The sequence below is a fragment of the Epilithonimonas lactis genome (assembly GCF_900110605.1).
In the GTDB taxonomy this organism is placed as follows: domain Bacteria; phylum Bacteroidota; class Bacteroidia; order Flavobacteriales; family Weeksellaceae; genus Epilithonimonas; species Epilithonimonas lactis.
This window is the reverse complement of the sequence record NZ_FOFI01000006.1, coordinates 61,474-87,801: the sequence shown is the minus strand read 5'-3', so window position 1 is coordinate 87,801 and position 26,328 is coordinate 61,474. Positions and strand designations below refer to the sequence as shown.

Sequence of the window (26,328 nt, the reverse complement as noted above, 5' to 3'; positions counted from 1 at the left end):
ATTTCGTATAATTATTTTCTCTCACAAAAATCAATTAAGTAATTTCTGATTTCAAAGTCTGTTTTATCACCTATTTTATTAAAGATTTTACAAGCGTTATCATTATTACCAATTGCTAAATAAGATACACCTAAATTAAGTAATGATTCCTTTATCAATGTTTTAAACCTATTATTTTTAATCTGTAAATCTTGAATCTGTGAAAATTCCACTATAGCTTTCTCAAATTTATTATTTCTGAAATATTCTAGGCCATTTGCTCTTGATTTATATAACTTTTTTTCCTCCTTATCATTTAAATCATTTGCCCATTTTAATTGATTAACTTCTTTGAAGATAAGTAAATCTTTTCCAGAAATATTTTCCAAAAAAGGTTCTGCTTTTTTCAAAGCATTTATATAATCATTGTCAAAATCATTGTCAATAGAATTTAAGATTTTAATATCCTTAATTTTATTCTCTGCAGTTAAAATAAATTCAACTTGAAAATTTAAATTTTTAAAATCTTTTGAAGATCTGTCTCTAGTATTTTTATCTATAAATTCTTCAAAAGAATGTTCATTATTGAATTCATATCCTGATAAATCATTATCAACATAGAAAGTAATTCCATTTCTTTGAGCCTCTTTAAGTGAAAACTCAGGAAATTTCTTAATGAAATCTTTTATTTTCAAAAAATAACTTATTTTATTATCTCCCTCATCTTGGATTAATAAATAGTTTTCTCTCAATGAATAATTTATAATTCTAAAAGGAGTCTTAATCTTATTGGATGTAAAAGTAGAATTAAAGGACTGACTATTGATTTTTAATTTATCTGGACTTATGGTATAGGTTAATTTTGAAGAGTAATTCGGACTATTTATTTCAATTTTTTTTCCGGTGTCAAATAAGGTTCTAACTAATATCCATTTTCCAATTAAATTATTCTCCTGAGAATAGCAAAAGGATGATGAAAACAATAAAATTATTAATGAGCTTTTAAGGTTCAAATAAGAGCTTAATCTATTATTAGTTTTATATAATTTTTTCATTTATCTCCCTTTCAATTCATCAAACAAACGTTCCAAAGAACCAAGGTCGGAGATCAAAACCTCTCTCGCTTTCGCACCGTTAAAACCACCAACTACGCCAGCGGCTTCCAGCTGATCCATAATTCTTCCAGCCCTGTTGTATCCTAATTTCAATTGTCTTTGAAGCATGGATGTTGAACCTTGTTGTGTCGAAATGACGATTCTTGCCGCCTCTTCAAAAAGCTGATCTTTCTCGTTCGGGTCGAAGGCACCAACGGTTGAACTGCCTTCGTCGCTGGAATATTCTGGAAGAAGATAAGCGTCTGGATAACCTTTTTGTTCACCCACAAATTCAGCAATTCTCTCTACTTCCGGCGTATCTACAAACGCACATTGCAAACGTGTCAGATCATTTCCATTGAAGTAAAGCATATCACCACGTCCAACCAATTGCTCCGCTCCAGGCGAATCCAAAATCGTCTTAGAATCGACTCCCGAAATTACACGGAACGCGATCCTCGCAGGGAAATTCGCTTTGATCATACCTGTGATGACGTTTACGGAGGGTCTTTGTGTTGCAACGATCAAGTGGATTCCAATCGCTCTTGCCAGTTGTGCTAGACGTGCAATCGGATGTTCAACTTCTTTTCCTGCCGTCATGATCAGATCGGCAAACTCATCGACCACCAAAACGATGTAAGGTAAATATCGGTGTCCGTTTTCAGGATTCAGTTTTCTTTGAGCGAATTTGGCGTTGTATTCTTTTATGTTTTTACAGAATGCATTTTTCAAAAGGTCATAACGCTGATCCATTTCGATACAAAGTGAGTTCAAAGTATTGATCACTTTTGCATTGTCTGTAATGATCGCATCTTCTGTATCAGGCAATTTAGCTAAATAATGTCTTTCAATTTTTGAATATAAAGAAAGCTCTACCTTCTTCGGATCCACCATTACAAATTTCAGTTCGCTCGGATGTTTCTTATATATTAAAGAAGTCAAGATCGCATTGATCCCAACCGATTTTCCTTGTCCGGTTGCTCCAGCCATCAATAGGTGAGGCATTTTAGCAAGATCCGCCACGAAAACCTCGTTGGAAATGGTCTTTCCAAAAACGATTGGAAGATCCATATCCGCAGTTTGGAATTTCGGCGATGCAACAACGGAACGCATAGAAACCATGGTCGGATTTTTTCTTGGGACCTCAATTCCTATGGTTCCTTTTCCTGGCATTGGCGCGATGATACGAATTCCAAGCGCGGAAAGATTCAAAGCAATATCATCCTGTAATTTCTTGATCGCTGAAACTCGGATTCCAGCTTCTGGTACGATCTCGTAAAGAGTAACTGTTGGTCCAATCGTCGCTTTGATCTCAGAAATTCCAACGTTGAAAGTTTTTAGCAAGCCAACAATCCTGTCTTTATTTTCTTCTAATTCGTCGTGGTTGATGGTGATCTCTTCGTTGCCATAATCTTTTAATAATTCAACCGAAGGCATTTGGAACTTCGCCAGATCCAGTTTATGGTCGTACAATCCATGTTTGCTGACAAGGTCGTCGGATTTTTGCTGTTCCGCTGTTGGAACATAGACTTCCTCTTTTTTAACTTCTATATTTAAAGTGATATCGTCATTTGCTTTTACAGCTGGCGTTTCTACTAAAGGTTTCTCTATAACAATTGGTTTGTCAACGATTGGTTTTTCAATCGGAGCTTCAGTTGATAGAACGATTGATTCAGGCTGCGTTTCCTGGACGTCTTCAACAAACGTTGTTTTATTAGGCGTTTTGATCGGCTCAAAATCCTGGGTCACTTTGATGTTGCTAAAATCATTGTCGCTCTTGGCTGGAACTTCGTTAACAGCTAATTTTTCTGGAACAATTTCTCTATCCAATTCTTCATCCGCTTCAAAATCTTCATTGGAATCTGGCATCAGACCTTTCAGCTTGCCGAACGTGTTATCATTAATATCGTTCAGTTTATTTTTAATGGAACTTGGTCTTAGATTAAATTCCAAAACAAAATACAAAGCGAAACTTACAAAAAGTACCATCCAAAGTCCGACAGAACCGATGTAAGATTTCAGATAATCCATGATCTGATAACCGTAAACACCGCCAAGAACGCCTTCACCGCCAGTCACAGCGCCGAAGAAGATCGGCGTCCAGCAAATGAAAAATAAACTGTGAGATATGGTCTTCCAAGGTTTGAAATAGTTTTTTTTGAAGATCAAAGTTCCAAAGACAAAAAACAAGAATGCGACCACAAACGCCGCAACACCAATACTTTCGAAGATAAATAGATTACCCAACCAATCGCCGATCTTCCCAAAAATATTGGAGGACTGAATGGTTTTGTCCGCCATCGTTCCAGCCTGACTTTGGTCTGCTTTCCAATTCATCAGATAAGAAGCGAAGGAAAGCGTCAAAACAATGGATAAGACGATGAAAGTAATACCAGAAATGATTCTTGGTTTGGAGATGATCTTGCTCGTGTTGGAAGTTGTGTTTTTGTCGTTGTTCATTTTTCAAAAAAGGTCAATAGTTGCAAATTTAATGTTTTTTATCAGTCATCTAAATTGTTGACGCTTATTTTTATTTTTTTTGGTCTAATAAGTATTTTAGGCTTCTAATTTACAGTTCAAAACCTGTTATTAAGAATGTTTCAAAATAAGCGCATCGCCTTTTAAAGTGACAAAAAACAGTTTTTTTTAACGCCTTTGTGGTTTATCATCCTTATTTTTGTAAACTTATAAATTTCAGAATGAAAGCGCCAGGAACTAAGCTGATCATAAATGTTGATGAGCATTTGGCGACTACCTCTGACAAACAAAAAACAATAGATATCTAACTATGAAAAAGATTCAGGATATTCTTATTTCTACGCGGACGATGGCGCTTCTCTTGCTGGTTTTCGCAATTTCTATGGCTGTTGCCACTTTTATTGAAAACGATTACGGAACACCAACAGCGAAGGCATTGATCTACGAAGCCAAATGGTTTGAAGCCGTAATGTTTTTATTGATATTAAACTTCATTGGTAATATAGGACGTTACAGGCTTTTCCGAAGAGAGAAGTGGCCAATTTTGGTTTTCCACCTGGCTTTCATTTTAATATTCATCGGAGGTGCGATCACGCGATACATCAGTTTTGAAGGGACAATGCACATCCGTGAAGGTGAAACGAATAATGAGATTATTACAGACAAACATTTCTTCAAAATCAAAATTGAAGAGAAAGGAGAGCAACAGAATTACCACGATGTTCCTTATCTAATGTCACCACTTCACCACGATTTCCAGGCAACTTATGATTTCTTAGGAAAGGAAAAAATCGTTGTGAAAGCTGTGGATTATATCCAAAGAAAGAAAGATAGTTTGGTTGCAGGCGCTGGAAAGGAATATCTGCACTTGGTTTCTACGAGTGATATGGGCGGCCGTCAAAATATCTATTTGGGTGAAGGAGATGTCCAAAATATTAATGGAACTTTGGTAAGTTACAACAGAACAGCCATTGAAGGCGCGGTTGAATTCCAAAAGAAGGATGGACAACTTTACATCAAAACACCAACTGATGCAGCCTTTATGACCATGGCAACTCAGGCAACCGGAACAACTAAGAAAGATGAATTCCAACCTTTGGTCTTAAGAAGTCTATATACGATCGATCAATTGAAATTGGTAATTCCGGAAGGAACGAAAAAAGGGAAACTGGTGAATTACGAAGGTGATAAGCAAAAAGATAAAGATGTTCCGGATTTGTTGAGGGTGGAAGTCTCTGGACCAAAAACGAAGCAAATGGTTGACCTTGTGGTAGAAAAAGGAAATCCAAATAACTACAAACAGATCAAAGTTGATGGATTGGATATTATGTTAGGATTCGGTCCAAAAGTTTATTTTACCCAACCTTTCGCATTGAAATTAGAAAAATTCGTCATGGAAACTTATCCAGGAAGTTCTTCGCCATCTGCGTATGAATCTCATGTGAAGATCGTGGACGAAGGCAAAGAAACGCCTTACAATATTTATATGAATCACGTTCTTAATTATAAAGGTTACCGATTCTTCCAGGCAAGTTTTGATCCAGACAGAAAAGGAACGGTTCTTTCTGTGAACCACGATTTCTGGGGAACTTTGATCAGCTACATCGGTTACGCCTTCTTATTCATAGGAATGTTCGTGACCATGTTCTGGAAAGGTTCTAGATTCTGGAGTCTCAACCAAATGTTGAAAACGATTAGCAAGAAAAAAGCAAAAGTTGCTGTTATGCTATTATTAAGTTTCGGACTTAATGCTCAGGAGATCGATATGCACGGAAAGGACGGAAGTCACGAAGGTCATTCCAATTCAACCGAAGCAAAAGCTACCGCTCCGAATAAAAACCCAATGGTTTTGGATGCGGACGAAATGGTGAAAAATATCACGATCAACAAGGAACATGCAGACAAGTTCGGTTCTCTATTGGTTCAAAATTATGAAGGTCGTATTGTTCCGGCCAATACACAGGCGCTTGATATTTTACATAAATTAACTTTACGTTCGACTTTCCAAGATTTGGATGCCAATCAATGGTTTTTGGCAGCGACAATCGATCCTATGTTCTGGGCACAGGTCAATATCATCAAAATTGAAACGGCAGGTAAAGTTGGAAAAGACCTAAGAGCTAAAACAAAAGCTACTGAAGAAGGTTTCACCAGTTTGATCAAATTATTTCCAGCCGACAAAAACGGAAATCTACGTTTCGTATTGGAAGATGATTATAATGACGCCTTCCGAAAGAAACCAGCAGAAAGAACAAGATACGATGAAGCGGTGATCAAACTGAATGACAAAGTTCAGGTTCTTAATGGGATCATGTCTTACCAATATTTCAGAACAATTCCAGTTAAAAACGACTCGAATCATACCTGGAGTTCTGTGATGACGCCAACTTTTGAACCAGATGAAAATGCACAGTCCGTTCTAGGTCCATATTTGTCTAGCGTTTTGATGGCAACACAAGGTGGAAGTTGGGCAAAAGCCGATGCTGAACTTAAAAAAGTAGAGGCGTATCAACAGAAATGGGGCAAAAATGTAGTGCCTTCCGAAACCAAAGTTAAAATTGAAGTTCTGATCAACAAGCTTGACATCAATTTCAAATTATTGATTTTCTATACGATGATCGGTGGTTTGCTTTTGATTTTAGGTTTTGCGCAATTGTTCAAGCCGAGCAAGATCCTTAATAATGTGATAAAAGCATTGATCTACATTGGTGCAATTGGTTACACCTTCCATTTCTTAGGATTGGTGGCGAGATGGTATATTTCCGGACATGCACCTTGGAGTAATGGTTATGAGGCGATCATCTTCATCTCTTGGGTTGGGATTTCAGCAGGATATGCCTTGTACAGAAACTCGAATACCTTGATTCCTGCAGCTGGATTTTTGGTTGCGGTGATTATGATGGGATTTGCGCACGGTGGTTCTGCTTTGGATCCGCAGATTACACCATTAGTTCCTGTTCTTAAGTCTTATTGGCTCGTGGTTCACGTTGCGATCATTACATCCAGTTATGGATTCTTCTCTTTGTCGATGTTGATTGCCATGATCTCTCTGATCTTCTACATCATCGCCAACAAAGACACTTTCAAAAGACATAACGATACGACGCTGAAAGAACTAGCCATTGTAAGTGAGATGTCTCTAAATATCGGATTGTTAGCATTGACCATCGGAAACTTCTTGGGAGGAATTTGGGCCAACGAATCTTGGGGCCGTTATTGGAGCTGGGATCCGAAGGAAACTTGGGCGTTCATCTCAATCATGATCTACGCATTCGTGATCCACATGAGATTGGTTCCAGGTTTGAGAGGAAGATACACTTTCCACGTGGTGACGATGTTTGCATTTTGTTCCATGGTCATGACCTATTTCGGCGTGAATTACTATCTTTCCGGATTGCACTCTTACGCAAAAGGAGATCCAATTCCGCTTCCACTTTGGGTTTATGTGAGTATTGGATATATGATCGTGCTTTCGATTTTTGCCTGGATAAAATATAAAAAACTGCACAATGATCTTCAGATCAAAAAAGATGAAAGAACGCAGGTTGAGCCTTAATTTATGATGAAAGCCATAACTCTTTTAAACAAACGAGTTTTAAAGCTATAATAGAAATACCGCCAGAACAAGTTAAATTGTTTTGGCGGTATTTTTTTTGTTTTTCCATTCACAAAATAAAACAAAAAACCCTGCCGAAGCAGGGTAAAAACTAATAACCATGAAAACTCAAATTAAACATGAGAATCGAATATTAAGTAGCAAACTGTGTGCCAAAAAATATTTTTTCCCAGAAAAGAATTTCCGAGGACAAATTTAAAGGAAAATTATCGTAAATTTGCACTTCTTTAAAACAAAAATTAAAAATAATGTCAGGAAAAATCACATTTACCATGATCAAGCCAGATGCTGTTGCAGATGGTCACATTGGTGCGATCCTTGGAAAAATCAGTGAAGCTGGTTTTAAGATCAAAGCTTTGAAATTGACGCAACTTACTGTTGCTGATGCTAAGAAATTCTACGAAGTACATTCTGAAAGACCTTTCTACGGAGAGTTGGTAGACTTTATGTCCTCTGGTCCGATCGTAGCGGCGGTTTTGGAAAAAGACAATGCAGTAGAAGATTTCAGAACTACAATTGGTGCTACCAATCCTGCTGAAGCGGCTGAGGGAACTATCAGAAAGCTTTTCGCAAGAAGCATCGGAGAAAATGCAGTTCACGGTTCTGACTCAGACGAGAACGCTTTGATCGAAGCGCAATTCCACTTTTCTGGAAGAGAGATCTTCTAATTTCTTCTGAAATTAAATATAAAAAATGGGCTATCAAAACTGATAGCCTTATTTTTTTGTCGTCACGTCTCAATAGCCCCGATAGAAGCGGCATCCTTTTTTGCTGGGGAAAAAGCCTGGGCAAAAAAGATATAGCGGATAGCGGGATCAAGCTCCTAAAGTTTCAATAACTCTATGGTTCTCTCTGGATCTGCGGAAGAGAAAACTGCATTTCCGGCTACCAGAACGTCTGCGCCAGCATCGAACAACTTGGAAGCATTGTCAAGATTCACGCCGCCATCCACTTCGATCAACGCGGTGGAATTGTTGCTTAGGATCAGGTCTTTGGTCTCGCTGATCTTTTTGTAGGTGTTCTCAATGAATTTCTGTCCGCCAAATCCTGGATTGACGCTCATCAACAAAACCAGATCCACGTCTGCAATGATATCCTCCAACATCAAAACAGGAGTTGCAGGATTGAGGACAACGCCTGCTTTTGCGCCTTTGCTTTGAATCAAATTAATGGTTCTGTGAAGGTGAATACAAGCTTCGTAATGCACGGAAACCAGGTCTGCTCCCAGATTGATGAATTCCTCGACATACTTTTCCGGCTCTACGATCATCAAGTGAACATCCACGAATTTCTTTGCGTGCTGCTGAACGGTCTTCATCACAGGGAATCCAAACGAGATGTTTGGGACAAATCGGCCATCCATCACATCTACGTGAAACCAGTCTGCCTGGGAGTTGTTGAGCATCTCGATGTCTCTCTTTAGATTTCCAAAATCTGCGGAAAGAAGGGAAGGTGCAATCAGTTTTGTTTTCATTTTTACTTAATTACTTGATTTATTAATGGTATTTCAGCTTCATTGTCGGCTCTATTTTCAGAAGCGTTTCGTAGATCAATTTGATAACGTTGCTAACATCTTCTTTGGAAACCATTTCCACAGTTGTGTGCATATATCGCAAAGGCAATGAGATCAAAGCACTTGGAACGCCGCCGTTGGAATGGGCGAAAGCATCTGTGTCGGTTCCTGTGGCTCTGCTGGCTGCTGCTCTTTGGAAAGGGATCTCTTTGGTTTTCGCAGTGTCGATAATCAATTCACGGATGGTGTGATGTACGCTTGGCGCAAAAAACACAACTGGTCCGTCACCACATTTTTGGTCGCCTTCTTTTTTCTTTTCAATCATTGGTGTTGTGGTGTCGTGGGTCACGTCTGTCACAATGGCAATGTTCGGTTTGATGGTGTCAGCGATCATGTCTGCACCATAAAGTCCAACTTCTTCCTGTACGGAATTGGTAATGTACAGTCCGAACGGTAATTTATTTTTGTTCTCTTTCAATAATCTTGCAACTTCCGCGATCATAAAGCCACCGATTCTGTTGTCCAATGCGCGGCAAACGAAATATCGGTCATTCAGTTCAAAAAACTCGTCGGGATAAGTGATCATACAGCCAACGAAAACTCCCAATTCTTCAACTTCTTTTTTGGATGTTGCGCCACAATCAATGAAGATGTTTTCAATTTTTGGCGTTGGTTCGTTTTGATTGGCGCTTCTGGTGTGAATTGCTGGCCATCCGAAAACACCTTTTACGATGCCTTTTTCGCCGTGAATATGGACAACTTTCGATGGGGCGATGGTTTGGTCGGATCCTCCATTTCTGATGACGTAGATCAATCCATCGTCGGTAATGTAATTCACGTACCACGAAATTTCATCTGCGTGCGCTTCTATCACCACTTTGAAGTCGGCTTCTGGATTGATGATGCCGTACGCGGTTCCATAGTGATCCACTTCGATCTTTTCAACATAGGGTTTGATGTAATCCATCCAGACTTTTTGTCCATTGTGTTCGTAACCTGTTGGCGAAGCGGTATTTAAATATTGCTCTAAAAACTTAATTGATTTCTTTTCGAATTTCATATCTATTGGGAATGATTTTTGATATTAATCTTTGTTAATTTTGATGACGTAAAAGTAATGATTTTTCATAAATTGATTCCGATTGTTTTCCTGTTTGTAGGTGTATTTTGTTTTTCGCAGCAAGATACTTTGCAGGTAAAATCCTTCGATGATATTCCTAAAAGTAAATTGCAAAAAGATGAGTCCGGAAATGAGTATTTTTATGATGAAGCTCAAAAGGCTAAAATCTATAAAATAAATGGTGAACAGGTGATCGTGATGGACGAGTTGACCTTGAGAGCCAATCCACATTTCAATAACCAACTGGATAAGAATTTCTATTTTTTTCTTAATAAAAAGCTGAATAGAGTCTATCCTCTTTTTTTAGATGCATTGGAGCAATATCGTGACATCCAGAAAGAAAGTGCGGACATGAAAGGATCAGATAGAAGTAGATACATGAAACAGCGACAAACCGAATTGGCTGCAAGTTATGAAAAACAACTTCGTCAACTTACCACAACAGAAGGTCAGGTTTTTGCCAAATTGATGAGTCGAGCAACGGGAAAAACAGTCTATGAGATCATCAAAGAACTTAGAGGCGGCTGGAGTGCTTTTTGGTGGAATGTGAAAGGAAATATTGCAGATGTCAGTCTCAAAACGCCTTATGATCCGCATAAATTCAGAGATGACCTTTTTATTGAGTCGCTTCTGCAGTCCAACTGGAATCTCGGTTATCTACAACCTTATCCTGGCGCTAATGATTATAAGGTAAATAAATAAAATCTTATCTATATAAATTAAAAACCTCCCAATTATTGAGAGGTTTTTTTATTTTAAATTTAGAATATTATATTTTTATTTAAAATTCTTCGGTGAGTAGAAATATAGAAACTTCTTGCTTGCCGTTGCAAAGTCGCTCCAATTATCACAATCGATCTCGTAGCCTACAACGCCTGATGTAGGTAAATTGACAATCTCATCGGTCAATGAATTGGCAAAATTTGAGATGCCATTGTTATGAGAAAATATCGCAATTGAATTGATCGTGTTGTCCAATCCGAAAATAAGATTCTCAAAATTGCGTTCTCGTGGGTTGTACAAGCTAGCGTCGGTAGAGTAAGGTCTCTCATAGACTTGTGAGAACAATTCGCACGTATGCAAAGCACGTTTGGCTGGGCTGGAAATAAAATTTTCTATGACAATCGATTTATCCTTTAACAAATTTGCCATCTTTGGTGCATTGATTATTCCCAACTCATTGAGAGGGCGGTCAAAATCTTCGACGTCTACAGGCCAATCACTCTTGGCATGTCTCACAAGTAAAAGTGTTTTCATTTGTTTTTTTTAATTATTTTTTTATGTTCAGATGAAACTACAAACAAAGTGTTTCATTAACAAATGATTAATAATAAATTAAAATTAGTAAAAAAAAATTACTTCGTATCTCTTATTGATATAAATTTATATGTCATTTCTCATAAGTGCTGATGGAGAAGGGCGCATCAGAATCCGATAGTCCTCTTTTGAGATTGGGTTTTTCTGTCATTTCAAACTTTAGTTTTGCACCTTTCAGCAATTCAAAATGATCTAACCAATTTTTTGAATGATTTTTCCCATTCAGCTTCAGCTGGTCAACATAAATATTTTTGTCAGAATTTTTTGGAGCATCAATGGTAATTGAATTGTTATTCTCTAAATTAATTTTAATCGATTTGAAAAGTGGTGCGCCCAAAACATATTGCATACTGGCTGGCGTCACGGGATAAAAGCCCAATGCGGAGAAAACGTACCAGGCAGAAGTTTGTCCATTGTCCTCGTCGCCACAGTAGCCATCGGGCGTTGGTTTGTAAAGTTTGTCCATCGCTTGTCTTACCCAATATTGGGATTTCCAAGGTTGTCCTGCATAATTGTACAAATAAAGCATGTGCTGGATCGGCTGGTTCCCGTGTGCGTATTGTCCCATACCTACGATCTGCATTTCTCGCATCTCATGAATCACTTCCTTATAATAATTGGTGTTGAAGGTTGGCGGCATCACAAAAACAGAATCCAGCATTTTTACAAAATTGTTCTTTCCTCCCATTAACTCTTTAAGTCCATCAATATCCTGAAAAACACTCCAGGTGTAATGCCAGCTATTGCCTTCTGTAAAAGCATTTCCCCATTCGAAAGGATCGAAGTTGTCTTGGAAATCACCATTTTTCTTTTTTCCGCGCATCAGATTATACTTTGGGTCGAAGAGTTTTTTGTAATTCATCGCCCGTGATTTGTAGGGCTGAAGTTCGGCTTCTGATTTCTTAAGTGCTTTTCCGAATTCATAGATCGCATAATCATCGTAAGCATATTCGAGTGTTCTGGCTGCACTTTCGTTGATGCCAGTATCCGTTGGGACATAGCCCATTTTATTATAATCCTCAACACCTTTTCTTCCGACCGCACTGATTGGACCTTCGTTGTTCGCGCCATGTTTCAAAGCTTGCCACAAAATTTCGGCGTCGTAACCTCGCAATCCCTTGAGGTAAGCTTCTGAAACCACGGAGGCAGAATTGTTGCCTATCATAATATCTGCATAACCTGGACTGCTCCATTCGGGCAAAAATCCACCTTCTTGATAAACTGATATCAAACCTTTTTGCATTTCCACATTGATGGAAGGATAGACCAGATTCAAAAGCGGATAAAGCGCTCGGAACGTATCCCAAAAACCTGTTCCTCCGAATAGATATCCTGGCAAAACCTTACCGTTGTAAGGACTGTAATGTTGGATATTTCCATGTTTGTCTTTTTCATAAAGTTTCTGGGGAAATAGTACACTTCGGTAGAGGCAACTGTAAAAAGTTTTCGCCTGTTCCGGGGTTGCGCCCTTGATCTGGATTTTGTTCAAGGTTTGGTTCCATATATCTTTGGCTTCAGACTTTACTTGGTCAAAATTTTTATCATTAATTTCATTAAGGTTAATTTCAGCTTGTTCCTGGCTAATGAATGATGATGCGACTTTAACGGTAACTTGTTCACCTTTTTTCAAATGACCGAATTGGACCAAAGCACCAACGTGGTCAGCTTTGATCTCTGTGTTTGAAGCCAATATTTCTTTATCATTCCAAACATTTTGAGCGACAAAATCATGATCAAATTGAAGCACGAAATAGTTTTTGAAGTTCTCCATCTTTCCTCTCGCATATCTTGTAGAGTAACCGATTACTTTTCGTTCGGATGGAATGATCTTGACATAAGAACCTTTGTCGAAAGCATCCAGGATGACATTCGCTTTGTCGGTCTCAGGAAAAGTGAATCTCATGACTGCTGCACGTTCTGTCGGCGCAATCTCTGTCCAAACATCATAATCCGCCAAATAAACTTTGTAGAAATAAGGTTTGGCCTCTTCGGTTTTATGGGAGAACCAGCTTGCTCTTTTTTCCTGATCTATTTCTGGTTTGCCGACCGTCGGAAGAATCGAGAATTGCCCGTAATCATTCATCCAAGGCGAAAGTTGGTGCGTTTGTTTGAATCCTTGGATCTTGTTGGAATTATAAGTGTATTGCCAGCCATTTCCATTTTTCCCCGTTTGTGGTGTCCAGTAATTCATTCCCCAAGGTAAGCCGATGATGGGATAGGTATTTCCATTGGACAGCTCGTAAGACGATTGTGTTCCCATCAAAGGATTCACATATTCCACAGGGTCTTTGATCCAATCTTTGATGTCCTGAGATTTTACTGCAATTGAAATAATGGAGCAGAATAGAACTAGTTTCAAACTTCTCATTCAGAATTTATTTATATCAAAAATAAAGTTTTATGACTAAAGAAAATCACTCATTGAATATTTTTATTTGACTATTATAAAATATAAAAGCAACAATCTTTTAAATTGTTGCTTCATATTAATTACTGATTCTTATTACAATTAATCTCTAAAAAACTGCCCGATTCCTGCTGAATCAAAAGTGTAGGTACTAGAATTTTCGGATTTGTCTAGTTTTTTGCTGATGGTCAAAGCCCATAAAACCAATTCTTTACAGAAGTTTTGGTCATCTACACTCAGTTCAGAGGCATTTTCTTCAATTAGATTGACCAAAGGTGAAATGCTATTCAGCTTCTCATAAAATACTTCATCTGAATCAGCATAATTCAGTTCAAGATGATTTTTGTTGAACCATTTGATCAGATCGGTATAAGGCGTTTTGATACCTTCTTTTTCTAATTTTGAAATGCGTGGAAAACTACTTTCAAACTGCGTCATTACAGCTTTGTCAATCAGAATTTTGGCTACAAAGTCAGCACCTTCCTGTTCACCTTCATAGACCAATTCGATTTTCCCGGTGATTGATGGAATAATAGACATAAAATCTAACAAACGAACGGAAGTTTTTGGCGCTTCAGTTTCTATCAAACGTAGCTTTGCAGCGGCAATCAGATTTTCCATCGCACTGATAGTCAATCTTGCACTGACGCCACTTTTCGCATCAACATATTCACTTTCACGGGCTGCGAAAGCAACTTCTTCCAAGAGATTTTTCGCCAAATCTGGAATTTGAATTTGAGAGCGATCTTCTGCTGAAATTTGCGCTTCCTGTTCCGTAATATGTTTTGCTAATTCAATGGTTTTCGGATAGTGTGTGAAAATTTGTGACCCGATTCTATCTTTCAAAGGTGTCACAATGCTTCCACGATTTGTGTAATCTTCCGGATTTGCTGTAAATACAAACTGAATATCCAAAGGCATTCTCAACTGAAATCCACGGATCTGAATGTCGCCTTCCTGCAAAATATTAAACAAAGAAACCTGGATTCTCGCTTGCAGATCGGGTAATTCATTCAATACAAAAATAGAACGGTTAGCTCTCGGGATCATTCCGTAATGCAAAACGCGCTCGTCAGAATAAGGTAGCTTCAAAGTTGCAGCTTTGATCGGGTCGATGTCGCCAATTAGATCGGCAACATTCACATCTGGTGTTGCCAACTTTTCGAAGAAGCGATTGGAACGGTGAACCCACGAGATCGGTGTTTCGTCGCCCAATTCAGCGATCAGGTCTCTCGCAAATTTTGAAATAGGCTGGAATGGACTGTCATTTATTTCCGAACCTTTTACAATCGGCATGTACTCATCCAAAAGATTGACCATGCTTCGTGCAATTCGGGTTTTTGCCTGTCCTCTTAATCCTAACAAATTGATGTGATGACCAGCCAAAATCGCTTTTTTCAATTGCGGAACCACAGAATCTTCGTAGCCCCAAAGTCCTTCGAAAACTGGCTCTTTCGCTTTGATCTTTGAAATCAAATTGGCTTGAATTTCTTGATTGATGGTTTTATCTGTGTAACCAGAATTTTTCAATTCCTTGAATGTGATATCGTTTTTCATTATTTTAAATTCTCTTTATTCTATTTTTTTCGTAATCTTCAAAAATCATTTGTCCCAAACCTGAAAGTCCGGTGAGAAAAGCTTTCCCTTTGTTTTGGGCTGTAAAAGCTTCAACAAACCTTCTCAGATATGGGTCTTGCGCAATCATAAACGTGGTGATCGGGATTTTAAGTTTTCTGGCCTGCGCTGCTTTACTCAGACATTCCGAAACGATTCTTTCGTCCAGACCAACACTGTTCATGTAATATTCTCCATTAGGCAGTTTAAGACAACTCGGTTTTCCGTCGGTGATCATGAAGATCTGTTTGTTCGTATTTCGTTTTCTGCGAAGTATATCCATCGCCAATTCCAGTCCAGCAACTGTATTCGTGTGAAATGGCCCGACCTGCAAGTAGGGTAGGTCTTTGATCTTTATTGGCCAGGCTTCGTTTCCAAAGACGATGATGTCGATGGAATCTTTGGGATATTTTCTGTTGATCAATTCTACCAAAGCCATCGCCACTTTTTTTGCGGGCGTAATCCTGTCTTCGCCGTACAAGATCATCGAGTGGCTGATGTCAATCATCAGAACCGTGCTCATCTGTGCTTTGTGCTTGGTTTCTTCTACGATCAGGTCGTCCTCTGTCATTCGAAGGTCAGAGATTCCATTGTTGATTTGGGCATTTTTTAGACTTTCGGTCATATTCACAGTGGAAAGGTCATCACCGTACTGAAAGTTTCTGTTTTCGCCATCGCGCTCGTCGCCTACACCAGATTTGTTGGTTCGGTGATTTCCGATGCCGCTTTTTTTCAGCTTTCCGAAAATCTGGTCTAATGCATATTCACGTAAGGCCGCTTCCAGTTTTGCGGTCAAGATGCTTTTGCCATTTCCGGTTCCTGTATTTCCACCTTCGGAATCGTCTTCTTTTTTGATGTAGCCTCGCTTGATCAGGTCTTTTTCAAAATCTTCAAGCGTATAGTCATCGGTAAAAATATCGTACTCTTTATCCAGCATATCCAGCCAGTCAAAAGCCTCCTCGATATCGCCGGAAGTGTGGGTCAGCAAGTCTTTGAACACGTCAAAAACCCTGTCAAAGTGTGATATTTCTTCAGGCACGTGTTTGCTAAATGTGAAACCCTGTTGAAAGTTGCGTTGTTTATTTGTCATGAGATGAATCTCGTTTTTTAGAAAGTACAAGTTATGGAAATATTAGACCAATTCTCCACCATTGAATATAGAAAATCCTAATGGTTGTGATATGAAATGAGAATTGTATTGAAATAGACTTTTTTGAAATTCAATTATTCTAATATAATTTTTGAAGCATTATATATCAATTCATTATTCAAATAATACAAAAAACTAGCGTTGCGATGTAAAAGTTCTTTGATTTAATTTATATTTGCAACCCAATTTAATTTTTAAAACAATAAACTTATGAAAGAACTTATTGAAAAGATCAGTGCAGAATTCGAAGCATTTTCTAGTGAAGCTAACCAACAATCTGAAAAAGGAAACAAAGCAGCTGGAACTAGAGCTAGAAAATCTGCTTTGGAACTGAGCAAACTGTTCAAAGAATTCAGAAAAATTTCAGTAGAAGAATCTAAGAAATAAAAGATTTTCCAATTGATCCCTGCCATTTGAGCAGGGATTTTTGTTTTACATGATCTCGATAATTAAATTGGTTTTTAAGGTCATTAAACAAGTTACTTTCTCGACCAATATTTCTATTTTATTCCATTAGATAGATACTTTAATATTTACCTTTGTTTATAATTTTTTTGAAGCGTGAATAAAATTCTCATAATCGACGACGAAGAAAAGATCAGAACTTTGCTTTCCCGAATCATCAGTTTGGAAGGCTTTGAAGTTTTTCAGGCCTCTGATCTCAGAAACGGAAAAAAAAGACTGGAGATCTCTGAGATCGATGTTGTGATCTGTGATGTCAAACTTCCAGACGGCAGTGGCGTTGATTTTTCCAAATTCATCAAAGATAAATATCCTTCGCTCGAAGTCATCCTGCTCACTGCCTTCGGAAACATTCCAGATGGGGTTCAGGCCATAAAAAACGGCGCTTTCGATTACATCACAAAAGGTGATGATAACAACAAAATTATTCCATTGGTTTACAAAGCCATCGAAAAAGTTGTTCTGAACAAACGTGTCCTGCAATTGGAAAAACAATTGGGAAACAAATATTCTTTTGAGACCATTCTAGGAAAGTCAAAACAAATAAAATTTGCGATAGATTCCGGGAAAAAAGTGGCTGTGACGGACGCTACAGTTCTATTGACCGGCGAAACTGGAACAGGAAAAGAGGTTTTTTCACAAGCCATCCATAACGCAAGCAACCGAAGCAAACAGAATTTTGTGGCGGTCAATTGCTCTGCATTCAGCAAAGAATTATTGGAAAATGAATTGTTCGGACACAAAGCTGGTGCTTTTACAGGAGCCATCAAAGATTCCAAAGGGATTTTCGAAGAAGCTAATAACGGAACGGTTTTCCTTGATGAAATAGGAGAGATGCCACTCGATCTGCAGGCCAAACTACTGCGGGTTCTGGAATCAGGTGAATTTTTGAAAGTTGGTGACAACAAAGTGACCAAAATCAATGTCAGAATCATTGCGGCCACCAATAGAGATCTGGGAAAAGAGATCGAAGCCGGAAACTTCCGCGAAGATCTGTTCTACAGGATCAATATTTTTAATATTTCACTTCCATCACTTCGGGAAAGAGTTTCTGATATTGAGGAATTGGCTTATTACTTCTTGAAAAATTTCTCTCTCAAGACAGGAAAGAAAATAAATTCTATCAGCCAAGAATATCTTGAAGCTTTGAAACATCATCCTTGGAAAGGCAACATCCGCGAACTTCGGAATGTGATAGAAAGAAGTGTGATCCTCACGGATGATTCTGAGTTAGGGCTGATTTCGCTTCCATCAGATTTTCAAAATGTAAATTATAATATATCTGATAATAAAAGTCTGTCGGCGTTCTCGCTTGCCAGCGCGGAGAAAATTCAGATCCAGAAAACGCTGAACTATACCAATGGAAACAAGGCAGAAGCAGCCAGACTGCTCGAGATTGGCATCGCCACATTGTACCGCAAAATTGAAGAATACAAAATTTCATAAGATTAATTATCATATTGAGAAAAAGCCTATCATTTTGATAGGCTTTTTTATTGGTTAAAAATTAAATTTTTATTTTAATTCATTGATTAATAGTTGTTTATAAGTTTTGTCTGCTTGCGGGAATATTTATTGGCATTAGTGATTCAAAACAATTACTAAAATGAATCACACAGAAGCAATACAGGAGATCATCCAAGTGGTTCCGGATTCCAAAGCGGAGTTCGAAGAAGTCTATAAAACCAAAAATTCCTTTATGGTGATCAATGTCTTTACGAGGCAGATCAGAAACCTTATCAGGAAAGGTGAAACCACGATTTTGATCCGGTCATTCGACAAAATGAATGACCTCTACCAAAAGGGCGATCAGGCCTTGAAAAACGCGGTGGAAAATGTGTTTGTCTATTCTCTCGACAGCCTGACATATTCCTGCGACAACAATTACAAGAATTTGATCTTTTCGAAAATGCCGACAAGCTTACATCAAGTTTACCTGCGTCAGATCTACAAATCAGGACTTTAAAACAAACCATATCATGCATAGAAAAATCATAAAATCGGGAAACTGGGAAAGTTGGAAAAGATCCAAAACCAAACATGACTTCGAGATACTCATCATCAACGTCGCGGTAATCCTAAGTGTTTTTGTGTTTGCAGCCATTATTCAACCTTAATACATAAACGATTATGACAGCGATTTTAATTCTCTTGGGAGCTGCGCTATTTGCCCTTTTTTTCTTGTTGATCAGAACTTTCGAAAAAATTTGAGCCATGCAAAAGATCAATCAAAAAAAGACAGTCGAATATCTAAAGGCTTTTTATCCTGATATCAAGAATGAAATTACCAACCTCTCGGACCGAAACAATTTTGCGGGGATCATGCAAACCACGGTAGATCACATGAAAGATCTTCTGGAGCAGACCAAGATCCAGTCTATGATCCGCAATCTCAAAAGAATGGACTGGATCTACAAACGAGGCAATTCCTATGTGAGATACCTGATAGAAAATATCTTCATCCGATCATTTGAAAGCCTGAAAAGAAAAACAAATCCGCAGCAATGGCGATTTCTCTTCCAGGAGATTCCTGCAGATTTTAAGAACATTTATATGGAACAGACAAGAAGAGACCACCAATTAATCAACAGATCATGATCACATTATTCATTATTGCCATTGCCGTATTCGGCTACATAGGCTACGTTTTGATCAATCCGGAAAAATTCTAGAAACGATGAACAAAAGGACTAAAAATGAAATGAAAGACTGGCTCGCGATATTCGGCTGGATATTTTTCGTCATCGCATTCCTCTTTATCATCATTAAGATCAAAACAATCAATTAAATTTTAAAGAAACTATTAATAAAATGGACAAAGAAATATTAGGAATTATATTGATGTTCGCCCTCGCAGTCGGTATTGCACTGCCGCTTGGTCGCTACATCTCAAAAATTTTCGGAAACGAAAAAACCTGGCTGGACAAGCTTTTAAATCCTGTAGACAAACTATTCTACAAAATTTCAGGCATCGACCCAGAAAAAGAAATGACCTGGAAACAGCATTTAACTGCATTACTGACCATCAATCTTGTTTGGTTTTTAGCCGCAATGTTCGTCCTTACAAATATGAGTTGGCTCCCAATGAATCCGGACAACAATCCATCGATGAGTGGTGATCTGGCTTTCAATACGGCAGTTAGTTTTGTCACCAATACCAATCTTCAGCACTATTCGGGAGAAACTGGAATGTCGTATCTAGGACAATTGACCTTGATGCTGTGGCAGTTTATCAGTGCCGGATGCGGAATAGCAATCGCAGCTGTCGTATTTTTTGCAATGAAGGAAAGAACGACCGATAAACTCGGGAATTTCTACTTTTTTTTTGTGAGAAGTTGCACAAGGATTTTATTTCCAATTGCAATCGTTGTTGCTTCATTACTGGCATTCAACGGAACGCCGATGACTTTTGAGGGTAAAGATTCGATCATCAATTTACAAGGTGATAAAGTGGAAGTTAGCCGTGGTCCGGTGGCGGCGTTTGTCGCAATCAAACATCTAGGGACCAACGGCGGTGGATTTTTCGGACCTAATTCCGCACATCCACTAGAAAATCCGAATTACTTTACAAACATTGTTGAGATTGTCACTCAGATGCTGATTCCTTTAGCTATGATATTTGCAATGGGATTTATTATCAAAAGAAGAAAACTTTCTTGGACGATTTTTGGCGTAATGACCATCGGATTTTTAATGTTAATGATCCCGACCGTCGTTTCCGAAGTCAATGGCAATCCTGCGATTTCCGAGATGGGAATTTCTCAATCGATGGGAAATATGGAAGGGAAAGAGGTCCGTTTCGGTGCTGCAGCTTCTGCTTATTGGAGCATTGCAACCACTGTTATTTCTACAGGAAGTATCAATTCGATGCACGACAGTTTTATGCCACTCAGCGGAATGAATCAATTGCTTGGAATGATGGTGAATTGCTTCTATGGCGGTGTCGGCGTCGGTTTCCTCAATTTCTACATCTTCATCATTCTCGCCGTTTTCATCAGTGGATTGATGGTAGGAAGAACACCGGAATTTCTGGGTAAGAAGATTGAAGCCAGAGAAATGAAGATCGCAATGATCATCGCACTTCTACACCCGCTTTTGATTTTGGCAGGAACCGCGATCGCGAGTTATACTTTCGCGAATGATCCTGAAGCTTATGCCAGTTGGCTAAATAATCCAGGCTTTCACGGCTTCAGCGAAATGCTGTATGAATTCACATCGTCGAGCGCCAACAATGGAAGTGGTTTCGAAGGTCTCGGAGACAACACACCTTTTTGGAACATTGCCTGTGGCATCGTGATGTTGATGGCAAGATATCTTCCAATCATTGGTCCAGTAGCAATTGCCGGAAGCCTCGCTGCCAAAAAATACATCCCGGAAAGTGCTGGTACGTTGAAAACCGACACGCCAACTTTCGGATTGATGGTCTTCGCCGTTATCGCACTTGTTGCTGCGCTGTCTTTCTTCCCGGCTTTGGCTTTGGGACCTATCGCAGAACATTTTTTACTTAAATAATTGAATTAAAATGAAAGGAAATCAAAATAATTTGTTTCAGGCCGAATTGGTCAATGAAGCATTGAAACAGTCTTTTATAAAACTAAGTCCATCCAAAATGTTCCGCAATCCTGTAATGTTCATGGTGTGGATTGGAACATTGGTAATGGCCGGCGTTTGTGTCTGGATCGCACTTGGCGAGAAAGACCAAGGAAGTTTGATTTATAATATCATCGTAACTGCTGTCTTATTTATCACCTTATTGTTCGCCAATTTTGCAGAAGGCATCGCAGAAGCAAGAGGCAAAGCGCAGGCAGATTCACTCAGAAAAACGAGAGAGGAAACGCCTGCAAAATGGATTCAGCCGGTGGGGGATATTTTTAATGATGAAATCACCATTGTTCCTTCGTCTCAGCTTAAAAAAGGCGACGTGTTCCTATGTGAGCCAGGCGACATCATTGCCTCAGATGGAGAGATCATCGAAGGTCTTGCAACGATTGATGAAAGTGCGATCACTGGAGAAAGTGCGCCTGTGATCCGTGAATCTGGCGGTGACAAAAGCAGTGTGACCGGCGGAACAAAAGTACTTTCTGACAAGATCAAAGTCAAAGTGACCACAGAACCAGGCGAAAGTTTTCTGGATAAAATGATTGCTTTGGTAGAAGGAGCTTCCAGACAGAAAACACCAAATGAAATTGCCTTAACAATACTTTTGGCAGGTTTCACATTGGTATTCATCATCGTGACGGTAACCCTCAAACCTTTTGGAGATTACGCAAATACGCCAATCACTATTTCTGCTTTTATCTCATTATTTGTCTGCTTAATTCCGACTACGATTGGCGGACTTCTATCAGCCATCGGAATCGCGGGAATGGACAGAGCCTTGAGAGCCAACGTGATTACGAAAAGTGGAAAAGCGGTTGAAACTGCCGGTGACGTGGATGTCCTTTTATTAGATAAAACCGGAACCATCACAATCGGGAACAGAAAAGCGACCCATTTCCATATTGCAAAAGGGATCGACGAAAAACATTTCCAGAAAGCGGTGGTCTTAGGTTCGATGGCAGATGAAACGCCGGAAGGAAAATCAATCATAGAATTGGCGGGAATTGATCCTAAAACTTATGATATCAAAAGTCCCGAATTCATCAATTTCACAGCAGAGACGAGAAGTTCAGGTGTGGATTATGAAAACATCAGAATCAGAAAAGGCGCTTCGGATTCCATCAAAAACTTGGTTGAAAAAGCAGGCAATCCTTTTCCGAAAGAAATCGAGGAAGCAGTAAAAACCATCTCCAGCAACGGCGGAACACCATTGGTCGTTTCCGAGAACGAGAAAGTTTTGGGTGTGGTGGAACTTCAAGATATCATCAAACCGGGCATTCAGGAGCGTTTTGAACGTCTGAGAAAAATGGGCATCAAAACCGTGATGGTCACTGGAGACAATCCTTTGACCGCCAAATATATCGCTGAAAAAGCGGGCGTGGATGATTTCATTGCAGAAGCGAAACCTGAGGACAAAATGAACTACATCAAAAAAGAACAAGCGGAAGGTCGATTGGTCGCCATGATGGGCGATGGAACCAACGATGCGCCAGCGCTTGCCCAGGCAGATGTCGGCGTTGCGATGAACAGCGGAACACAAGCGGCAAAAGAGGCCGGAAATATGGTGGATCTGGACAACGACCCGACCAAACTGATCGAGATCGTGGAAATCGGAAAACAACTCTTGATGACCAGAGGAACGCTTACCACTTTCAGTATTGCGAATGATGTCGCTAAGTATTTTGCAATCGTTCCAGCACTTTTCATCGCCTCGATTCCAGCGTTGCAAGGATTGAACATCATGAACCTTCATTCCCCGGAAAGTGCCATTCTGTCGGCTGTTATCTTCAATGCGATCATTATTCCGGTCTTAATTCCGTTGGCTCTGAAAGGTGTGGCCTACAAACCGATCGGTGCGAGTGCATTGCTCAGAAGAAACCTTTTGATCTACGGTCTGGGCGGCGTTTTGATCCCATTTGTCGGAATCAAGATCATCGACCTGATTGTGTCACTATTTATTTAAATGATTTGGGCAGCTATTCCGTCCTCCGTTCCCGCTATTTTTTGCCCAGCTTTTCCAGCCACAAAAAAATGAGCTCCACTCAGGCCGGGCTGCAGATCCAGTGTCAAAAGACGGCACAACATAAAATCGAACTTTAAAATTAAATCAAATGAAACAACATATTCTTCCTGCCTTGAAACTGACATTGGTTTGTCTTCTGTTTTTCTCAGGATTTTACACGCTCATTATTTTCGGGATCGCACAATTTTCTCCCAACGACGGGAAAGGCGAGATCATCACGGTCGGCAACAAAAAATATTACACAAATGTCGGACAGGCATTCACAGAAGATCAGTATTTCTGGTCACGCCCTTCAGCTGTAGATTACAATGCAGCAGGAGCCGCGGGAAGCAACAAAGGACCTTCCAATCCGGATTATTTAAAAACCGTTCAGGAGCGAATTGACAACTTCATCAAACACAATCCTGAAGTTTCAAAATCCGAAATTCCATCTGATCTCGTCACCGCCAGCGGAAGTGGGTTGGACCCGAATATCTCCGTGCAGGCCGCTGATGTGCAGGTGAAAAGGATTGCGAAGATCAGAAATCTTAATGAAAACAAAATTCAAGATCTGGTAGCATCCAATACAGAAAAACCTTTTCTGGGATTGTTCGGAACGGAAAAGATCAATGTGTTAAAACTCAATATCGCGCTTGACGGTTTGAAATAATAAAAAAATGAAATTAATTAAAATGAAAAATATAAAACTATTGACATTGATGATGTTAGGCGCTTCCGCATCTTTGTTTGCACAGGAAGACGATGTGAAACCATTGAAAATTTCGGCTTACGCTGAAGTCTATTACCAATTTGATTTCAGCAATCCTCAGAACAACACACGGCCAGGCTTCATCTACAGCCACAACCGGAACAATGAGGTCAATCTGAATCTCGGATTCGTAAAAGCCAATTACGAGACGGAAAGACTTCGAGCCAATCTGGCCTTGGCAACCGGAACGTACATGAATGCCAATTATGCTGCAGAACCCGGCGTCCTCAAAAACATTTATGAAGCCAACATCGGTTTGAAAATTTCCAAGACCAAAAATCTTTGGGTCGATGCCGGAATTATGCCTTCACACATCGGTTTTGAAAGTGCCATCAGCAAAGATTGTTGGACTTTGACCAGAAGTCTTTTGGCAGAGAATTCACCTTACTTTGAAAGTGGCGCAAAAATTTCCTACACCAGCGACAGCGGAAAATGGTTGGTCAGCGGTTTGGTTGTTAATGGCTGGCAGCGGATCCAACGTGTGGATGGAAATTCGACGCTCGGTTTTGGACACCAATTGACCTACAGACCTACCGATAAAATCACTTTGAACAGCAGCTCTTTCATCGGAAATGATAAGCCGGACAGCATCAGGCAGATGCGGTATTTTCACAATCTATACGGTATTTTTCAGCTGAGTAAAAAGTTGGCTTTGACCACAGGTTTCGATATCGGAGCCGAGCAAAAGATGAAAGGCAGCAATCAGCATAACATTTGGTTTTCGCCTGTGATCATTGCAAAATATGCGGCCACAGACAAGTTGAGTTTTGCGGCAAGATGCGAATATTACAGTGATGAAAAAGGCGTCATCATTGCGACGGGAACAGAAAATGGATTCAAGACCTTCGGCTATTCTGTGAATGCAGATTACTGGATCCTTCCAAATCTCGTTTGGCGTACTGAACTGAAGAATCTCAGCAGCAAGGATGATATTTTCCTCGACAGAGATGATCATTTGAACAAAAATAATTTTATGGCGGTCACATCGCTTGCCGTAAGTTTTTAATAGTTTCCATATTACCAAATCCCTTGTTGAATTTTTGACAAGGGATTTACCTAAATTTGATATAGATAATCTGTTATGGATGAAAAAAGGTCAGCTCAGGATTTTCTTAATTTAATAAAAAAATCAAGACGCGGGAAATTCAAGATCTACATTGGGATGAGTGCCGGTGTGGGAAAAACGTATCGAATGCTCCAAGAAGCGCATTCCCTACTAACAAACGGCATCGATGTGAAAATCGGCTACATCGAAACGCACAACCGCAAGGAAACGCATGCTTTGCTGGACGGAATACCAATCATTCCGAGAAGAAAATTATTCTATAAAGGAAAAGAGCTTGAAGAATTGGATGTTCAGGCAGTAATCAACCTTCGCCCAGAAGTCGTGATCGTAGATGAATTGGCGCACACCAATATCGAAGGCAGCAAAAACGAAAAACGCTGGCAGGATGTGATGGAAATCCTTGATGCGGGCATTAATGTCATCAGCGCGGTCAACATCCAACATATCGAAAGTCTGAATGAAGATGTCAAAAACATTACTGATATCGAAGTTAAGGAAAGAATTCCGGACAGCGTTTTGGCCCAGGCCGATGAGGTCGTAAACATCGATCTGACAGCAGAAGAATTAATTGACAGATTGAAAGCTGGAAAAATCTACGATGCTGCCAAAATCAATTCGGCGCTCAGCAATTTCTTCAAAAATGACAATATCCTGCAGCTTCGCGAACTAGCGTTGAAAGAAGTGGCTTCGCAGGTTCAACGTAAAGTGGAAACCGAGGTTTCAAATGTCAAAAATATAAGAAAGGAAAAATTTCTGGCGTGCATCAGTTCCAACGAAAAAACAGCGAAGAATGTCATCAGGAAAGCAGCGAGGCTGGCCAATTATTACAACAGCAAATGGTATCTTGTCTATGTTCAGATCCCGAGAGAAAGTGCAGATAAAATTGCGCTGGACAAGCAACGGCATTTGATTAATAACTTTAAATTAGCCACCGAATTGGGAGCTGAGATCATCAAGGTAGAAAGTACTAATGTCACACGAGCGATCATGGAACAATGCGAAGAGCGGAAGATTACAACCGTTTGTATCGGGAAACCACATCTCAATCTTTGGAAAGTCATTGTCGCCACGGATACTTTCAATTCACTTTTGAATAAATTATCACAGGAAAATATCGACCTTGTAATTTTAAGTTGAAATTA

The 26,328-nt window shown here is 39.4% G+C and carries 22 protein-coding genes; 14 read left to right on the top strand and 8 right to left on the bottom strand.

Annotated elements, in window-relative coordinates:
* Nucleotides 1-11: 11 nt before the first annotated feature.
* Complete coding sequence (locus BMW39_RS17630) at nucleotides 12-1,034, bottom strand: tetratricopeptide repeat protein (protein WP_034978846.1); 1,023 nt, start codon at nucleotides 1,032-1,034, stop codon at nucleotides 12-14.
* Complete coding sequence (locus BMW39_RS17625; protein ID WP_034978848.1) at nucleotides 1,035-3,533, bottom strand: FtsK/SpoIIIE family DNA translocase; 2,499 nt, start codon at nucleotides 3,531-3,533, stop codon at nucleotides 1,035-1,037.
* Between the two features lie 328 nt (nucleotides 3,534-3,861).
* Between BMW39_RS17625 and ccsA the strand changes: the two genes are divergently transcribed.
* Nucleotides 3,862-7,107 (top strand): cytochrome c biogenesis protein CcsA, encoded by a 3,246-nt coding sequence (gene ccsA / locus BMW39_RS17620; protein ID WP_034978850.1) that lies wholly within the window; start codon nucleotides 3,862-3,864, stop codon nucleotides 7,105-7,107.
* A gap of 308 nt (nucleotides 7,108-7,415) precedes the next feature.
* Nucleotides 7,416-7,835, top strand: coding sequence for a nucleoside-diphosphate kinase (locus BMW39_RS17615; protein WP_034965572.1), 420 nt, complete (start codon nucleotides 7,416-7,418; stop codon nucleotides 7,833-7,835).
* 155 nt (nucleotides 7,836-7,990) lie between these two features.
* On the opposite strand, the gene rpe is transcribed toward BMW39_RS17615, so the two are convergent.
* Both rpe and chrP read right to left on the bottom strand, forming a co-directional pair.
* A complete protein-coding gene (gene rpe, locus BMW39_RS17610; RefSeq protein WP_034978852.1) occupies nucleotides 7,991-8,641 on the bottom strand; it encodes a ribulose-phosphate 3-epimerase in 651 nt (216 codons plus the stop codon).
* A gap of 22 nt (nucleotides 8,642-8,663) precedes the next feature.
* On the bottom strand, nucleotides 8,664-9,740 hold the full coding sequence (chrP, locus tag BMW39_RS17605; protein ID WP_034978854.1) for a chryseobasin maturation metalloprotease ChrP: 1,077 nt from the start codon (nucleotides 9,738-9,740) through the stop codon (nucleotides 8,664-8,666).
* Nucleotides 9,741-9,797: 57 nt separating this feature from the next.
* On the opposite strand from chrP, the gene BMW39_RS17600 reads away from it, so the two are divergent.
* On the top strand, nucleotides 9,798-10,502 hold the full coding sequence (locus BMW39_RS17600; RefSeq protein WP_034978856.1) for a DUF4294 domain-containing protein: 705 nt from the start codon (nucleotides 9,798-9,800) through the stop codon (nucleotides 10,500-10,502).
* Nucleotides 10,503-10,577: 75 nt separating this feature from the next.
* Here the strand turns inward: BMW39_RS17600 and BMW39_RS17595 are convergent, their stop codons facing one another.
* From BMW39_RS17595 to BMW39_RS17580, 4 genes are all read right to left on the bottom strand, one after another.
* The gene (locus tag BMW39_RS17595) at nucleotides 10,578-11,057 is read right to left on the bottom strand and encodes a SixA phosphatase family protein (protein ID WP_034978858.1); all 480 of its coding nucleotides are present in this window, start codon (nucleotides 11,055-11,057) and stop codon (nucleotides 10,578-10,580) included.
* A gap of 133 nt (nucleotides 11,058-11,190) precedes the next feature.
* Nucleotides 11,191-13,485, bottom strand: coding sequence for a GH92 family glycosyl hydrolase (locus tag BMW39_RS17590; RefSeq protein WP_034978861.1), 2,295 nt, complete (start codon nucleotides 13,483-13,485; stop codon nucleotides 11,191-11,193).
* Nucleotides 13,486-13,626: 141 nt separating this feature from the next.
* Nucleotides 13,627-15,081 (bottom strand): sigma 54-interacting transcriptional regulator, encoded by a 1,455-nt coding sequence (locus BMW39_RS17585; protein WP_034978863.1) that lies wholly within the window; start codon nucleotides 15,079-15,081, stop codon nucleotides 13,627-13,629.
* A 4-nt stretch (nucleotides 15,082-15,085) separates the two neighbouring features.
* Entirely contained in the window at nucleotides 15,086-16,228 is a 1,143-nt protein-coding gene (locus BMW39_RS17580) for a vWA domain-containing protein (protein WP_034978865.1), read from the bottom strand.
* A 270-nt stretch (nucleotides 16,229-16,498) separates the two neighbouring features.
* Between BMW39_RS17580 and BMW39_RS17575 the strand changes: the two genes are divergently transcribed.
* From BMW39_RS17575 to BMW39_RS17530, 11 genes are all read left to right on the top strand, one after another.
* On the top strand, nucleotides 16,499-16,675 hold the full coding sequence (locus tag BMW39_RS17575) for a histone H1 (RefSeq protein ID WP_034978867.1): 177 nt from the start codon (nucleotides 16,499-16,501) through the stop codon (nucleotides 16,673-16,675).
* Between the two features lie 174 nt (nucleotides 16,676-16,849).
* Nucleotides 16,850-18,196, top strand: a complete 1,347-nt coding sequence (locus BMW39_RS17570) for a sigma-54-dependent transcriptional regulator (protein ID WP_034978869.1) — start codon at nucleotides 16,850-16,852, stop codon at nucleotides 18,194-18,196.
* 160 nt (nucleotides 18,197-18,356) lie between these two features.
* Nucleotides 18,357-18,716: a DUF7674 family protein gene (locus BMW39_RS17565; protein WP_034978871.1), complete on the top strand. Its 360-nt coding sequence runs from the start codon at nucleotides 18,357-18,359 to the stop codon at nucleotides 18,714-18,716.
* A 13-nt stretch (nucleotides 18,717-18,729) separates the two neighbouring features.
* Nucleotides 18,730-18,867: a hypothetical protein gene (locus tag BMW39_RS19375; protein ID WP_165569371.1), complete on the top strand. Its 138-nt coding sequence runs from the start codon at nucleotides 18,730-18,732 to the stop codon at nucleotides 18,865-18,867.
* 97 nt (nucleotides 18,868-18,964) lie between these two features.
* Complete coding sequence (locus BMW39_RS17560; RefSeq protein WP_034978873.1) at nucleotides 18,965-19,348, top strand: DUF7674 family protein; 384 nt, start codon at nucleotides 18,965-18,967, stop codon at nucleotides 19,346-19,348.
* Nucleotides 19,345-19,422 carry a potassium-transporting ATPase subunit F gene (locus tag BMW39_RS19770; protein WP_074719383.1) on the top strand — a complete coding sequence of 26 codons (78 nt, stop codon included), beginning with the start codon at nucleotides 19,345-19,347 and terminating at the stop codon, nucleotides 19,420-19,422. The genes BMW39_RS17560 and BMW39_RS19770 overlap by 4 nt, the downstream gene beginning before the upstream one ends.
* A gap of 139 nt (nucleotides 19,423-19,561) precedes the next feature.
* Nucleotides 19,562-21,262: a potassium-transporting ATPase subunit KdpA gene (kdpA, locus tag BMW39_RS17550; protein ID WP_034978875.1), complete on the top strand. Its 1,701-nt coding sequence runs from the start codon at nucleotides 19,562-19,564 to the stop codon at nucleotides 21,260-21,262.
* Nucleotides 21,263-21,272: 10 nt separating this feature from the next.
* Nucleotides 21,273-23,312 (top strand): potassium-transporting ATPase subunit KdpB, encoded by a 2,040-nt coding sequence (gene kdpB / locus BMW39_RS17545; RefSeq protein WP_034978876.1) that lies wholly within the window; start codon nucleotides 21,273-21,275, stop codon nucleotides 23,310-23,312.
* A gap of 148 nt (nucleotides 23,313-23,460) precedes the next feature.
* Nucleotides 23,461-24,021, top strand: a complete 561-nt coding sequence (locus BMW39_RS17540) for a K(+)-transporting ATPase subunit C (RefSeq protein WP_034978878.1) — start codon at nucleotides 23,461-23,463, stop codon at nucleotides 24,019-24,021.
* 22 nt (nucleotides 24,022-24,043) lie between these two features.
* A complete protein-coding gene (locus tag BMW39_RS17535) occupies nucleotides 24,044-25,126 on the top strand; it encodes a porin (protein ID WP_083391960.1) in 1,083 nt (360 codons plus the stop codon).
* Nucleotides 25,127-25,201: 75 nt separating this feature from the next.
* Nucleotides 25,202-26,323 carry a histidine kinase gene (locus BMW39_RS17530; protein WP_034978884.1) on the top strand — a complete coding sequence of 374 codons (1,122 nt, stop codon included), beginning with the start codon at nucleotides 25,202-25,204 and terminating at the stop codon, nucleotides 26,321-26,323.
* Nucleotides 26,324-26,328: the final 5 nt, after the last annotated feature.